The organism is Nocardioides bruguierae (genome assembly GCF_023554635.1).
Lineage (GTDB): Bacteria > Actinomycetota > Actinomycetes > Propionibacteriales > Nocardioidaceae > Nocardioides > Nocardioides bruguierae.
On record NZ_JAMJPH010000012.1, the window covers coordinates 131,240 to 145,224 of the forward strand.

General features: G+C 74.4%; 14 protein-coding genes. 9 read left to right on the forward strand and 5 right to left on the reverse strand.

What is annotated here, in order from left to right; translation table 11 throughout:
* Positions 1-3 precede the first annotated feature (3 nt).
* On the forward strand, positions 4-882 hold the full coding sequence (locus M8316_RS08220) for an SGNH/GDSL hydrolase family protein (protein WP_250053621.1): 879 nt from the start codon (positions 4-6) through the stop codon (positions 880-882).
* A gap of 109 nt (positions 883-991) precedes the next feature.
* On the opposite strand, the gene M8316_RS08225 is transcribed toward M8316_RS08220, so the two are convergent.
* Complete coding sequence (locus tag M8316_RS08225; RefSeq protein ID WP_250053623.1) at positions 992-1,879, reverse strand: SMP-30/gluconolactonase/LRE family protein; 888 nt, start codon at positions 1,877-1,879, stop codon at positions 992-994.
* 123 nt (positions 1,880-2,002) lie between these two features.
* Between M8316_RS08225 and M8316_RS08230 the strand changes: the two genes are divergently transcribed.
* Together M8316_RS08230 and M8316_RS08235 are read left to right on the forward strand one after the other, a co-directional pair.
* Positions 2,003-3,367, forward strand: a complete 1,365-nt coding sequence (locus tag M8316_RS08230) for an NAD-binding protein (RefSeq protein WP_250053624.1) — start codon at positions 2,003-2,005, stop codon at positions 3,365-3,367.
* A gap of 160 nt (positions 3,368-3,527) precedes the next feature.
* Positions 3,528-4,412 carry a Cof-type HAD-IIB family hydrolase gene (locus M8316_RS08235; protein ID WP_250053625.1) on the forward strand — a complete coding sequence of 295 codons (885 nt, stop codon included), beginning with the start codon at positions 3,528-3,530 and terminating at the stop codon, positions 4,410-4,412.
* A gap of 63 nt (positions 4,413-4,475) precedes the next feature.
* On the opposite strand, the gene M8316_RS08240 is transcribed toward M8316_RS08235, so the two are convergent.
* The 3 genes from M8316_RS08240 to M8316_RS08250 are packed head-to-tail and all read right to left on the reverse strand — an operon-like array spanning position 4,476 to position 7,050.
* Positions 4,476-4,763: an EthD family reductase gene (locus M8316_RS08240; RefSeq protein WP_250053626.1), complete on the reverse strand. Its 288-nt coding sequence runs from the start codon at positions 4,761-4,763 to the stop codon at positions 4,476-4,478.
* A 2-nt stretch (positions 4,764-4,765) separates the two neighbouring features.
* Complete coding sequence (locus tag M8316_RS08245; RefSeq protein ID WP_250053627.1) at positions 4,766-5,827, reverse strand: 2Fe-2S iron-sulfur cluster-binding protein; 1,062 nt, start codon at positions 5,825-5,827, stop codon at positions 4,766-4,768.
* Positions 5,827-7,050 carry a cytochrome P450 gene (locus M8316_RS08250; protein WP_250053628.1) on the reverse strand — a complete coding sequence of 408 codons (1,224 nt, stop codon included), beginning with the start codon at positions 7,048-7,050 and terminating at the stop codon, positions 5,827-5,829. Before M8316_RS08250 ends, M8316_RS08245 begins: the two co-directional genes overlap by 1 nt.
* 223 nt (positions 7,051-7,273) lie before the next feature.
* Here M8316_RS08250 and M8316_RS08255 point away from each other — a divergent pair, with 223 nt between their 5' ends.
* From M8316_RS08255 to M8316_RS08280, 6 genes are all read left to right on the forward strand, one after another.
* On the forward strand, positions 7,274-8,224 hold the full coding sequence (locus tag M8316_RS08255; protein WP_250053629.1) for an AraC family transcriptional regulator: 951 nt from the start codon (positions 7,274-7,276) through the stop codon (positions 8,222-8,224).
* Between the two features lie 199 nt (positions 8,225-8,423).
* Positions 8,424-9,347 carry a LysR substrate-binding domain-containing protein gene (locus tag M8316_RS08260; protein ID WP_250053630.1) on the forward strand — a complete coding sequence of 308 codons (924 nt, stop codon included), beginning with the start codon at positions 8,424-8,426 and terminating at the stop codon, positions 9,345-9,347.
* 102 nt (positions 9,348-9,449) lie between these two features.
* A complete protein-coding gene (locus M8316_RS08265) occupies positions 9,450-10,553 on the forward strand; it encodes a mandelate racemase/muconate lactonizing enzyme family protein (protein ID WP_250053631.1) in 1,104 nt (367 codons plus the stop codon).
* 57 nt (positions 10,554-10,610) lie between these two features.
* Positions 10,611-11,468: a catechol 1,2-dioxygenase gene (gene catA / locus M8316_RS08270; RefSeq protein ID WP_250053633.1), complete on the forward strand. Its 858-nt coding sequence runs from the start codon at positions 10,611-10,613 to the stop codon at positions 11,466-11,468.
* 106 nt (positions 11,469-11,574) lie between these two features.
* The gene (catC, locus tag M8316_RS08275) at positions 11,575-11,850 is read left to right on the forward strand and encodes a muconolactone Delta-isomerase (RefSeq protein WP_250053634.1); all 276 of its coding nucleotides are present in this window, start codon (positions 11,575-11,577) and stop codon (positions 11,848-11,850) included.
* A gap of 267 nt (positions 11,851-12,117) precedes the next feature.
* Positions 12,118-13,014, forward strand: a complete 897-nt coding sequence (locus tag M8316_RS08280) for a CE1 family esterase (RefSeq protein ID WP_250053636.1) — start codon at positions 12,118-12,120, stop codon at positions 13,012-13,014.
* Positions 13,015-13,109: 95 nt separating this feature from the next.
* On the opposite strand, the gene M8316_RS08285 is transcribed toward M8316_RS08280, so the two are convergent.
* Positions 13,110-13,985 (reverse strand): hypothetical protein, encoded by an 876-nt coding sequence (locus M8316_RS08285; protein WP_250053638.1) that lies wholly within the window; start codon positions 13,983-13,985, stop codon positions 13,110-13,112.

Genomic DNA, 13,985 nt, shown 5'->3' on the forward strand with positions numbered 1-13,985 from the left:
CTCGTGCCCTCGACCCGCACCCGTCCGCTGCTCGCCCTGCTCGGAGCCGCGGCCGCGTCCCTGGCCCTGCTCGCCCCCGTGTCCCCGAGCGCGACCGCGGCGGAGCGGGAGCCGCTGCGCTACGTCGCGCTGGGCGACTCCTACTCGGCGGCCTCCGGCGTCCTGCCGCTGGACCCGACGGCGCCGCCGGCGTGCCTGCGCTCGACCCGCAACTACCCGCACGTGCTCGCGGGCCAGATCGAGGCCGACTTCACCGACGTCTCCTGCGGGGCGGCGGACACCACCCACTTCGCCACCTCCCAGTACCCCGGCGTCGCCCCGCAGCTGGACGCGCTCGACCGCGACGTGGACCTGGTGACGATGACCATCGGCGGCAACGACTCCGGCGTCTTCATCGGCGCGATCCAGGCCTGCGGCACCGCCGGTCTCTCCACCCTCGGCACGGGCAGTCCCTGCAAGGACGAGCACGGCAACGAGTTCGTCCGGACGATCCGACGGGTGACCTACCCGAGCCTGGTCGAGGCGCTCACGGCGGTCCGGCGGGCGGCGCCGAACGCGAAGGTCGGCATCCTGTCCTACCCGTGGATCATGCCGCGCTCCGAGGGCTGCTACCCGCAGATGCCGATCGCCGAGGGCGACGTGCCCTACCTGCGCCGCCTCCAGCGCGTGCTCAACGACGCCGTCGCGCGCGCGGCCGAGGCCACCGGGGTCACCTACGTGGGGCTCAACCGGCTCTCCGACGGGCACGACGCCTGCCAGCCGGTCGGTGACCGCTGGGTCGAGCCGGTGCTGCTGGGCACCAACCCCGTGATCGTCCACCCCAACGCGATGGGGGAGCGGAAGATGGCCAACGCCGCCCGGAGGCAGCTGGGCCTGCGCTGACCTGGCCCGACCCGGTGGTCGAGCAGCTCCTCCCTGCTCGACCACCGGTCGAGGTGCGAGGAGCCCCGGCGACGAGCCTCGAGACGCCCGCGCCCGACCAGCGGCCGGGCTACCCCGCGAACGGCCGCACCGGGACGCCGGGGAACGGCGCGCGGGCGGTGAACAGCGCTCCCGCCAGCGGCTCGGCGCCCGGGGCCAGCTGCTTGGCGGAGGTGGTGATCGCCAGTCGGGTGCCGCCGGGCTCCAGGGCCACCGCGGAGGTCTGGGACGCCGGCACCCGCACCCGGTGCGTGGCGACCGGGCCGCCCGGGGCGTCCTCGCACCGCACGACACAGCCGGCACCCCACAGGGCGACCCAGACCCCGCCGGCGGCGTCCACGGTGAGCCCGTCGGGGTAGCCGTCGACGTCGAGCGCGTCCAGGTCGAGCCACGGCTCGCGCTCGACGAGGTCGCCCGCCTCGTCCACCACGAGGCGGGAGACGACGCGGGTGGGGCTGTCGGCGTGGAACGCGACGCGACCGTCGGCCGACCAGGCGAGGCCGTTGGGGATGGTCAGCCCGCCGAGCACCGCGGTGACGGTGAGGTCGGGGTCGACGCGGTAGAGCGTGCCCGCGGGGCGGGTCTCGTCGTAGGGCATGGAGCCCACCCAGAAGCGCCCGGCCGGGTCGCACCCGCCCTCGTTGAGGCGGATGCCGCCGTGCTCGGCCTGCCGGTCCTCGACGACCGACACCTGCTGCTCGACGCTGCCGTCCGCGGCCAGGAGCACCAGGTCGTGCTCGCGCGCGACGACCGCGCCGCCGCGGGTGCGGGGACGCCAGACCGCGGCCACGTCGCCGAGGTGACGACGTGCGGGGGCGCTGCCGTCCAGCGGCACCGTCAGCACGTCGCCGGCCAGCAGGTCGACGCAGCGCAGCGTGCCCGCCTCGTCCCACACGGGGCCCTCGCCGTGATGGGTGACGACGTCGGTGAGCGGGGTGGCGACGGACTCGACGAGCACACGCGCATCCTCCCGCGCCACCGCGAGTGCGCACAGGTCCGGGCGTGATTCCGATAGCCGGACGCCCACAGCGGGCCCCAGGATGCTCGCTCACCGCCCGGCCCGACACGCCCTGGAGGTCCGATGCCCGACGCACCGCTGCCCCCGCTCGTCCACGGTCCGCGCCCCGACGGGGCCGTGCTCGTCATCGGCGACACCCCGGTGGCCGACCGCGTGTGCGGGGCCGTGACCGCCCGGGGCGGGCTCGTCGAGCACCTCGCTGCCCCGGACGACCGGGCGCTGGCCGCCGCGGTCGACGAGCGGCCCGCCGGGGTGGTCGTGGCCGTGCGCGGGGACGCGCTGGCGCTGCGCTACGCCCTCGCCGTGGCGCACCTGGACGAGGTGGTGCCGCTCGTGGTCTCCATCTTCGACCGCACCGTCGCCGACCGGCTGCGCAGCCTCCTGCCCCAGGCCAGGATCGCCTCGCCCGGCGACGTCGCGGCCGCCAGCCTGGCCGGGCCCTGCCTCGGCGCCGACGTGCTCGCCGCCTGGCACGACGGCGGGCAGGCGGTGCTCGCGCGGGAGGTGCTCGGGCCGGACGGGGTGCCCGACCTCGTCCTGGAGCGGGCGCTGGTGCGCCGGCCCTGGGCACTGCGGCGGCTCCTGCCCTCCTGGCGGGTGCACGACGTCGGCACGCGGCTGATGCTGCTCGGGCTGCACGGCCTGGTCGCGGTGCTGGTGGCCGACTGGACCTGGTTGGTGCTCAGCCACCACGACCCGGTCGACAGCTTCCTCGAGGCCTCCCGCGTCGTGGCCACGGTGGGGCCCGCGGCGGAGCACGCGACGCCCGCCTACGCCGTCTTCGCCGGGATCGCCATGCTCACGACGATCATGCTGGCCGCGACCTTCACGGCGGGCCTGGTCGACCGGATGCTCGGGCCGCGGCTGGTCGGCATCTGGGGCCCGCACGCGGCGCCGCGCTCACGCCACGTCGTCGTGGTCGGGATGGGGCAGGTGGGGCTGCGGCTGGCCGCGGAGCTGCGGGCCCTGGGGGTGCCGGTGCTCGGGGTCGAGCGGGACAGGGCGGCGGGCCAGCTGCGGGTCGCGCGGGCGCTGCGGGTGCCGGTGGTGACCGCCCACGGCGGCGACCGGTCGACGCTGGAGCGGGTCCGCGTGCGGCACGCGCGGGCGCTGGCCGCGGTCGGCTCCGACGACCTCGACAACGTGGCGGTCGCGGTCGCCGCCACCGGGGTCTCGCCGGACCTGCCGGTGGTGCTGCGGGCCGGGGAGCAGGAGGCGATCGCGGAGACCCGGTCGCTGCTGCCGCTGGGCCGCACTCGCGACGTCGTCCACCTCGCCGCGGCCTGGGCGGTGCTGGCGCTCACCGACCCCGCCCTCGTCCGCCCCGGGTCGGGGCACCTCGTCCTCACCTCGGCGGGCCTCGTCCGCGTGGACGACGGCGGGGCGGTCGTGCCCGCCGACGTGCCGCGCGCCGACTGCCGCCACTGACCCGCGCCACCCCGCGCCCGTCCTCGCCCCCACCGCCGAGTCGGCAGCAACGTGCTGCCGACTCGGCGGTGGGTCGGCAGCAACTTTCACCGCCCGGCGTGGGGGAGGTCTCGGCCGCGGCGACTCGTGGCCCGCGGGCACCGGCCGTCAGGATGGGCCGGTGAGCACCCTTCCCCCCGACACCGCTCCCGCGCTCCCCACGCTGCCCGAGGGCCCGCTCGACCTGCGCCTGGTCCTGGTCGACATGGACGGCACGCTGCTGGACGAGCACGGCGAGGTCCCCGAGCCCACCTGGGCGATGATCGACCGGCTGCGCGAGCGGGGCATCGTGTTCGCCCCCGCCAGCGGCCGCCAGCTGCACACGCTGACCGCGGCCTTCGAGCGGGTCGCCGAGGGCATGGTGTTCGTCGCCGAGAACGGCTGCCTGGTGGTCCGCGACGGCGAGGAGATCTCCTCCACCGTGCTGGACACCCCGTTCGTGCTCGACGTGCTCGACACCCTCGACGGCCTCGTCGCCGACGGGCACGACCTGGGCGTGGTCGTGTGCGGCAAGGCCTCGGCCTACGTCTCCCGCACGGACGAGCGGTTCTGGGCCGAGGCGTCGCGGTACTACGCGCGGCTCACCGCCGTCGACGACCAGCGGTCGGTGCTCGACGGCTCGGCCGGCATCGAGGACGAGATCGTGAAGATCGCCGTCTACTCCTTCGAGGACGTGGAGAAGCAGGTCGCGCCGGCGCTGCTGCACCACCGCGACCCGCACCAGGTCGTCGTCTCCGGGCACGCCTGGGTGGACCTCATGCCGCCGGGCGCCAACAAGGGCGTCGCGGTGCGGGCGCTGCAGTCCTCGCTGGGCGTCACGCCCGCGCAGACCGCCGCGTTCGGCGACTACCTCAACGACCTGGAGATGCTGCGCGCCGTCGACCTCTCCTTCGCGATGGCCGAGGCGCACCCGGCGGTCGTCGAGGCCGCGGCCTACCGCGCGCCGTCCTTCCGGGACCACGGCGTGCTGACCGTGCTCGAGGAGCTGCTGGCGCGTCTCGGCTGAGCCTCGAGACCGGCGACCTCGAGGCTCCTCGCTGGCGCTCGTCGTACCTCGATCACCGCTGCGTCAGGAGACGAGGATGGTGACGCCCCCGGTCGCGAAGGTGGGGACGTCGGCCTGGGCGGCCTGGCCCTCGGGTGAGCCCATCGCGGCCTCGAGGGCCTCGGGCGTGGCGAAGTCGGCGGAGAACATCGCGAAGACGGGCTCGCCGGCCAGGGTCGTGACGTCGAGGGACCAGCGCGGGTCCTTCGCGCCGGGCAGCGCGAGGGCGAGCGGCACGTGCACCTGCTCGTAGTGGGTGCGGAACGCCTCGGCATCGGTGGGCGTGCCGTAGAGGACGGTGAGGGTGGCCATGGTCAGGCTCCTGTGCTGGTCAGAGGGCTGGTGAGAGAGGTGGGAGAGGGGACGGCGGCGGTGAACTTCTCCCGGTGGATCAGCCGCGGCGCCATCCGCCGCCGCTTGAACGCCGCCGCACCGGACTCGACCAGCGCGGGCGAGCCGCACAGCCAGCCGGTCCACCCGCGGGCGGAGGAGACGTCGGCGAGGAACGCGTCGGTCACGTAGCCGGTGCGGTACGCGCGGGTCTCCTCGCGGGAGAGGACGGGCACGAACCGGAAGCCGGCGAACCGGTTCTCCAGGTCGACCAGCCGCTCGCGGTCGTACAGGTCGGCCGCGTGCCGGACCCCGTGGTACAGCACGGCCTCCCGGTCGGGGTGCCGCTCCAGGGCGGTGCGGACGATCCCCAGCAGCGGGGCCAGCCCGGTGCCGCCGCCGAGCAGCACCATCGGGCCGCCGTCGTCCGCCTCGGGCTCGGGAGCGCGGAAGTCGCCGAGCGGCCCGGTCACCCGGACCTCGTCACCGCACGCCGCGTCGGCGAACAGCCACCGCTGCGTGGCCGCGCCGCCCTCGACGAGGCGCACGTGCAGCTCGAGCACGCGGTCCTCCGTGGCCGTGTTGGCCAGGGAGAACTGGCGCCGTTCACCGGTGCGCGGCACCTCCAGCTCGACGTACTGCCCGGCGCTGAACGCCAGCGGCTCGGGCAGCGCCAGCAGCACCCTGCGGGTGTCGCGGGCGACGTCCTCGACGCCGGTGATGGTGGCCGTGAGGTCCCGCAGCGGGTGGGTGCGGGCCTCGCCGGCACGGGCGGACGTCGGCCCCGCCGGCGTGACCTCGACGTCGCAGGTCGGGTGGGACTGGCAGGCCAGTGCGAGGCCGGCGTCCCGCTGCTCCGCCGGGAGCGTCTCCAGCGGCGAGTCCCGGTGGTCGACGGAGCCGGAGAGCACCTTCACCTTGCACGTGCCGCAGGTGCCCTGGTTGCAGGAGCTGGGCATCCAGACCCCGGCCCGCAGGAGGGACTCCAGCACGCTCTGGCCCGGCGGGGCCTCGACGCTGCTGGAGCCGACGCTGACGCGGGGCATCAGACCTCCCAGGTGGCGTGGAGCGTCGTCGGGCCGCGGAAGCCCCAGCCCCAGAACTCGACGTCCTCGCTGGTGTCGCGCTCGAGGTTCGGGATGGCCTCGAGGAGCTCCTCCAGCGCGATCCGCATGACGTGGTTGGCGTAGTAGATGCCCGCGCAGGCGTGGTTGCCGGCGCCGAAGGCGAGGTGCGGCAGCGGCGGGCGGTGCAGGTCGAACTCGGAGGGGGCGTCGTAGAGCCCGGTGTCGTGGTTGGCCGAGCCGTAGGACTGGAGGATGACGGTGCCGGCGGGCAGGTCGTGCCCGGCGAGGGTGACGGGCTCCTTGCTGATCCGGGCGGTGGCCGACCAGATCGGGGAGGTCCAGCGCATGCCCTCGGAGACGGCGCGGGGGATGAGGGTCGGGTCGTCGACGACCTCCTCCAGCTGCTCGGGCTTGGTGAACAGGCCGGCGAGGGTGGACGCGGCGCCGTGGCCCGGCTCCTGCATCGCGCCCAGCAGGTAGACGTAGATCGTGGGGTAGATGTAGTCGCGGTCGCGGGTCTCGCCCTCGGGCATCCCGTCGTGCAGCCAGTGGCTGATGGCGGAGTCGCCGGGGTTCTCGATCCACTCGTCGATGAGCGGGTCGACCACCGCGCGGATCTCGGCCTTGGCCTGGTCGCCCTCGACGAAGCCCTCGGGGTTGGCGAACTCGCCGTTCTCGTCGACGGCCGCGTTCGTGAACGAGCGGTTGAGCTGGGCGAACCAGCGGCGCAGGGTCTCGGAGTCGACCGACTCCAGGCCGAGCAGGTCGCCGAGGGAGCGCACCGAGACGGGCTCGCAGAAGTCCGCGACGAGCTCTGCCCTGCCGGCGTCCTCGAACTTCTCCAGGTACTTCCGGGCGATGGGGCGGACGAGGTCGTCGACGTAGCGGTCGACCTCCATCGGCTGCAGCGCCGGCTCGACCATGCTGCGCAGGTCGGCGTGGACGTCGCCGTTGACGCCGATGATCGCCGGGTGGCCGAACGTGCGGCCGCCGGCCGGCGGGATGATCGCCTCGAACGAGTCGCTGGTGGCCACCTCGCGGCAGATCTCCGCGGTCGAGGCCACGTAGGCGCCCAGCACCGGCACGAACGCGAGGGGCGCCTCGGCGCGCAGCCGCTCGTAGACGGGGTAGGGGTTGCGCTCGAGCTCGGTCATGGTGACGTCGTCCAGCCAGGCGAGGCTGGGCTGCTGCGTGGTGGTCATGGTGACTCCTCTGCGTTGATGGAGGCCGGAGAGCGGCGGGCGGCGCGCACCCCTGCTGACCTGCGTCTCTGCCGGCGTGGCGAGGGGGTCGTCGTGGGGTGAGCGGCCTGCTCGGTGTCGAGAAGGTAGGGACGGGGCAGGAGTCCCGGCGACACCGATGGCGTCGCGGCGGTACGGATTGCGCGGCTGCTTTGTGACGCAGGTCTCATGTACCGTTCCGGCCATGCCAGACCGGCCTCGCCCCGACGCGCCCGACTGGGGGCGTGCCAGCGAGGCGGTCGCGGAGGTCTACTTCCCGCACCGGCTCCAGGTGCTCGGCGGCGGCCCCGAGCCGCGGCTGACGCTGGCGTCCCTCGACCTCGGGCCCGTCGTCGTCGGCCAGGTCGGGTGGGGCGCGGACGTCGCGATCGAGTGCGACTACCCCGACTCCTACGAGGTGAACCTGCCGCTCACCGGCCACCTGGAGTCGACGGCCCGGCACGGGACGCTGACCTCGCTACCCGGGCAGGCGACCGTCTTCCGCGCGGACGTCCCCAGCCGGATCTCGCACTGGGACGCCACCTGCACCGTGCTCGGCGTGAAGATCGACGCCGGCTGGTTCGAGGCCCAGGCCGAGACGGTGCTCGGCATCGACCGGATGCACCTGCGCGGGCTGCTGCCCGACCAGCTCGCCCTGGACACCGGCTCCGGCCGCGCCTGGCGCCAGCTCGCCCTGAGCCTGGCCGCGCACCTGCGGGAGCCGGCGCTGTTCGCCCAGGCCGAGGTGGTGCGCGCCCAGCTGGCCGGGGCCCTGGCCAGCGGGTTGCTCATGAGCGTCTTCCCGGACGGCGCCACCGCCGCCGTCCACGCCGGACCGGCCCAGCCCCGACACGTCCGCCGGGTCGTGGACGCCCTGCACGACGACCCCGCCCGCGCCTGGACGGCCGCCGCCATGGCAGAGGTCGCCGGCGTGAGCGTGCGCCGCCTGCAGGAGGCGTTCCGCACCTGGCTCGGCACCACGCCCACCGACTACCTCGTCGAGGTCCGGCTCGTGCGGGCGGCCGCCGACCTGCGCGCCGACCCCGCCGCCACCGTCTCCGACGTGGCCGCCCGATGGGGGTTCTCCTCGGCCAGCCGGTTCGCCGCCGCGCACCGGCGGCGCTACGGCTGCTCGCCGTCGCAGGCCCGCGTCTGACCCACCTTCCGGCTGTCGAGGTGCGAGGCCGGCCACGGCCGGATCGGTGGTCGAGGTGCGAGGCCGGCTACGGCCGGATCGGTGGTCGAGGTGCGAGGCCGGCTACGGCCGAGCCTCGAGACCGGCGATCTCGAGGCTCCTCGCCGGAGCTCGTCGCACCTCGATCACCGGCAGGGCTGAGCGCTCTAGGGTGACGCCCATGGAGCTCCGCCACCTGCGCTACTTCGTCGCGGTGGCGGAGGAGTGCCACTTCGGCCGGGCCGCGGAGCGCCTGCACATGGCGCAGCCGCCGCTGAGCCAGCAGATCAAGCAGCTCGAGGCCGAGCTGGGGGTGCAGCTGCTCGAGCGCACGTCCCGGCGGGTCGAGCTCACGCCGGCCGGGCAGCGGTACCTGGAGCGGGCGCGCGACGTGCTGGCGCGGGTCGAGGCGGCCAACGACGAGGCGGCGCTGGTGGCCGGCGGCATGGTGGGGCGGGTCTCGATCGGGTTCACCGGGTCGGCCACCTACGAGCTGCTGCCGGCGATCAGCCGGGCGCTGCAGGCGCGGCTGCCCGGGGTCGAGGCCGACCTGCGGGGTGAGCTGCTCACGCCCCGGCAGGTCTCGGGGATGCTCGCCCACGAGCTCGACCTGGGCGTGCTGCGCCCGCCGGTCGGCGACCCCGCGATCGAGGTGCACCCGCTGCGGCGCGAGCGGCTGGTCGTCGTCCTGCCCGAGACCCACCGGCTGGCCGGCCACGGGGCCGTCGACCTGGCCGCCCTGGCCGACGACCCGTTCGTCACCTACCCCAGTCACCAGCGATCGGTGGTGCACGACGCGGTGCTCGCCGCCTGCCAGGACGCGGGCTTCACGCCGCACGGCACCGAGGTCGCCGAGACCTCCACCCTCGTCTCGTTCGTGGCCGCCGGGCTCGGGGTCGCCCTGGTGCCGGAGTCGGTCCAGCACCTGCGGATCACCGGCGCGACCTACCGGCCCCTGGTGGCGGCGTCGGCCGACGTCGACCTCGCGGTCGCCCACCGGGCCGGCGACACCTCACCGGTGCTGGCCCGGGTGCTGGCCGTCGTCCGTGCCGTGGTCGCCGAGCGGGGACGACGGCCCGGCACCGCCCCGCACGCAGCACCGTGACGCGTCCGTGTGAGCCACGCCACCTGCAATGAGAGCCTGTGTGTCTTGATCGAGAGGAAGTAGGTCCTTCCCCCGTCTCGATCGGCGTGTGAGCGTGGCCACATGAAGATCACCGCGGTGGAGGCGATCCCGTACTCGATCGCCTACTCCAAGCCGCTGAGGTTCGCCTCCGGGGAGGTGCACGCGGCCGAGCACGTGCTCGTCCGGGTGCACACCGACGACGGCGTCGTCGGCACGGCGGACGCCCCGCCGCGTCCGTTCACCTACGGCGAGACCCAGGCCTCGGTCGTGGCCGCCGTGACCGGGATCTTCGCGCCGGCCGTCACCGGCCTCAGCGTGCTCGAGCGGGAGACCGTGCGAGCACGCCTGCACCGCACGGTGGGCAACCCGGTGGCGAAGTCGGCCGTCGACGTGGCCCTGTGGGACGCCCTCGGGCGCACCCTGGGGGTCTCCGTCTCCGAGCTGCTCGGTGGCTTCACCGACCGGCTGCGCGTCTCCCACATGGTCGGGTTCGCGCCGGCAGAGCAGATGGTGGCCGCGGCCGAGCGGATGCGCGACGAGCACGGCGTGACCGCCTTCAAGGTGAAGGTCGGGCGACGCCCCTGGCGTCAGGACACCGACGCCGTGCGTGCGCTGCGCACCGCCCTGGGCGACGAGGTCGAGCTCTACGTCGACGGCAACCGGGGGTGGACCGCCTCGGAGTCCGCCCAGGCCCTGCGGGCCATGGACGACCTCGGCCTCACCATGGCCGAGGAGCTCTGCCCGGCCGACGACGTGCTCGGGCGGCGCTGGCTGACGGCGCAGGCGAGCATCCCGCAGTTCGCCGACGAGTCCGCGACCACGCCCGCCGAGGTCGCCCGCGAGCTGCTCGACGGCGCCGCCACCGGCATCTCGATCAAGACCGCGCGCACCGGGTTCACCGTGAGCCAGCGGGTGCTGGGCCTGTGCGAGGGCCTGGGCGTGGAGGTCGTCATGGGCAACCAGATCGACACTCAGCTCGGCACCGTGGCCACGGCCGCCTTCGGTGCCGCGCACGAGCTGACGGCCCGGCGCCCCGCCGAGCTGTCCAACTACCTCGACATGAGCGACGACCTCCTGGCGGAGCCGCTCGTGATCGCCGACGGTGCGCTGCACGTGCGCCAGGGCCCCGGGCTCGGGGTCGAGATCGACGAGCAGAAGCTCGCCCACTACCGCCAGGACCGCTGACCGACCCACCCACGGCACCGGGGACGAACCCGGGTGCGAGAAGAATTGGAGCGTCACATGACCCAGTCCCTCGAGCGCGAGGCCACCGCCACTGCTGCCGCCTCCGGCGCCAACGCCACCGACACCTTCAAGAAGAAGGGCTGGGCCGGCGGCGCGGTCGACCCGGCCCGCGTCGACGAGGTCGCCGGTGCGGCGATCAAGGCGCTGCACGAGGTCATCCGCGAGAAGCAGGTGACCTACGCCGAGTACGACGCGCTCAAGAGCTGGCTGATCAACGTCGGCGAGGACGGCGAGTGGCCGCTGTTCCTCGACGTGTGGGTCGAGCACGTCGTCGAGGAGGTCGCCAACGCCGACCGCGAGGGCTCCAAGGGCACCATCGAGGGCCCCTACTACGTCCCGGGCTCCCCGCAGCTCGGCTCGGAGGGCACGCTCCCGATGCGCGAGGGCGAGCCCGGCACGCAGCTGGACTTCTCCGGCCAGGTCCGTGCCGTCGACGGCACCCCGCTCGCCGGCGCCACCGTCGACCTCTGGCACGCCGACGACCTGGGCTTCTACTCCCAGTTCGCCCCCGAGATCCCCGAGTGGAACCTGCGCGGCACCTTCACCACCGACGCCGAGGGCCGCTTCATGATCCACACCGTGCAGCCCGCGCCGTACCAGATCCCGACCGACGGCTCCTGCGGCAAGCTCATCGCCGCGGCCGGCTGGCACGCCTGGCGCCCGGCCCACCTGCACCTCAAGGTGAGCGCGGCCGGCCACCAGCTCATCACCACCCAGCTCTACTTCGACGGTGGCGACTACATCGAGACCGACATCGCCGACGCCGTGAAGCCGGAGCTCATCCTCGCGCCCACGGCGAAGGCGGACGGCTCGGGCAACGAGGTCGTCTACGACTTCGTCCTCGACCCCGCCTGACCCCCGGTCCCGGCCCACCCCGCACGTGCCCGCGGGGTGGGCTGCGGCGCGTCCGGACGCCCGCCGCCATCCCTGAACCCCCGAACCCCGACAGAAGGAGAAGCCCGTGCTCTTCGCGGTGCAGATGACCGTGAACATCCCCCACGACCTCGACCCCGAGGTCCGCGCCGACACCGTGGCGCGCGAGAAGGCGTACGCCCAGGAGCTGCAGCGCAACGGCACCTGGGTGCACCTGTGGCGGATCGCCGGCACCTACTCGAACCTGTCCGTCTTCGAGGTCGCGGACGGCGACGCGCTCAACGACGTCATCTGGGGCCTGCCGCTGTTCCCCTACATGGACATCGAGGTCACCGCCCTCGCGCGGCACCCCTCCGCCATCTAGGTCGTCGAGCGTTCACGATCCGGTCAGGTGGCGGGTGACGTCGGCCACCTGACCGGTACGAACGTCCCTGTCGGACAGGCCGTCTGCCTGCGACGACAGTCCGATATTCGACGGATGTCGAAGACTTTGTCCGCCGGATGTGACCTGGCAGACGGTGCGACCCGGGCACGAGCCGGGCAGGGTCCTGGTTGCACCGAGCAAAGAGTGCAGAGACCAACGGCCACCAGGGTCGGGGGTCCTCGCTCCCAGGGTCCCCAGGAGGTCCCCGTGTCCGCCCTCGCCGTCACTCCCGAGCAGTCCAGCCCCGTCGCCGAGCGGGTCGACATGGTCTCCGGCGGCAGGCGACGCTCCTACCGGATGGTCCGTCCGTCCGACGTGGCGCCGGGTGCCCCGGTCCTGCTCGCGCTGCACGGCTCGCTCATGGACGGCGACGCCTTCCGCCAGTTCTCCGGCGGCACCTTCGACGACGTCGCCACCCGGGACGGGGTCGTCGTGGTCTACCCCGACGCCATCGAGGGCATGTGGGTGGACGGCCGCATCGACACCCCCGCCAAGGCTCGCGAGATGGGCGTGGACGACGTCGCGTTCCTTGCCCACGTCCTCGAGGACGTCGCCGCCCGCACCGGCGCCGACACCGACCGGGCCTACGTCGTCGGCTTCTCCAACGGCGGCCAGATGGCCACCACGCTCGCGCACGTCCGCCCCGACCTCGCCCACGGCGTCGCCCTCGTCGGCGCGACCCTGCCGGTGGCCGAGAACTGGGACGTCGACGACCAGCGCGTCGCCATGCCCGTCCTGCTCGTGCACGGCACCGAGGACCCGGTCGTCCCCTACGCCGGCGGCGTCGCCTCGCTCTTCGGCACGGCCCGCGGGGCGAACCTCTCCATCCGCGACACCAGCTCCTACTGGCTGCAGCGCAACGGCATCACCAGCCGCGGGGCCAGTCGCTTCCTCGCGGACGACGGCGCCACCCGCGTCCGCCACCTGCACTGGGAGGAGGACGGCAAGCACCCCGTCGCGCTCTACTCCGTGCAGGGCGGCGGTCACTCCGTCCCGAACCTCCGCGTCCGCGCGTTCAAGAAGATGGGCGCCACCAACCGGGCCCTCGACACCGGCGCCGTCGCCTGGGACTTCTTCTCCACCGCGGAGTCCGCCCAGGGCTGACACTCACCCCGGTAGGGGCGGTGCGTCAGCAACCCTCCTGCGCGCGCATTCGGTTGCGGGTGCACCGCTCGTCGCCAGCGCTCCTCGCACCTCGATCACCGGACGGGGAGGAGGGCCGGGTCGAAGCGGGCCCGGACGGCCACGGACGCGGTCGCGGCGGCCACGATCATCGTGGCGTCCTCGACCTTGCCCGAGCGGATCTCCACGCCCGCGCCCGACTCCGCGTCGCGATGGGCCATGACCCAGTCGAAGAGCAGCCAGTCCACGGCACCCGCGGCCGCGAACTCGCCGCCCGGCGGCACGAGCCCGGCGGCCGGCTCGACCGCGGTGGTGACCGCACGCAGGGCTTCGCGGTGCTCGCGCAGGGTGGCGTCCTTGTCGACGCCCGAGGAGTCGTGCAGCAGCATCGAGAGGGACGCCGGCAGACGGCGCCCGTCCTCGGTGACGACCAGCCAGCGGGCACCTCGCCACGGTTCGGTGCCCCCTTCGTGGCCGTCGACCCAGTGCATGCCGGCGAAGCCGCCGACCATCCCGGGGCCGGGGGTGTCCAGCTCGCCCTCGAACGGCGGGGCGCCGGCCAGCCCGAGCGCGTAGCGGGCCCGCACACCGACCAGGTGCGCGGTGCCGAGGATCTGCCCGCCCCGCAGGTCGGGCAGCACGCCGTGGTCGGAGGTGGCGAGGGCCGCAGCCCGGCCGTACTCCAGCACCGCCCGGTCGATCACGACGTAGGCGCGGCCCAGCCCGTCCTTCTCCTCGGGCAGCGCCGGGCGTCCGCCTCCGAGGACCTCGCCGTAGGCGCTGGTGACCTCGATGAGGACGTCGTCCAGCGCCTCCAGGTGCGTCGGCAGCCACCGGTGCGGCTCCGCTCCGGGCAGGTCGAGCAGGTCGGCGAGGCGGGCGGGCGCCCCGTCCGGCGTCGCCCAGGAGAACCCGAGGACGCCGTCGGCCTGCTCGATCCGCGGCACCGCCAC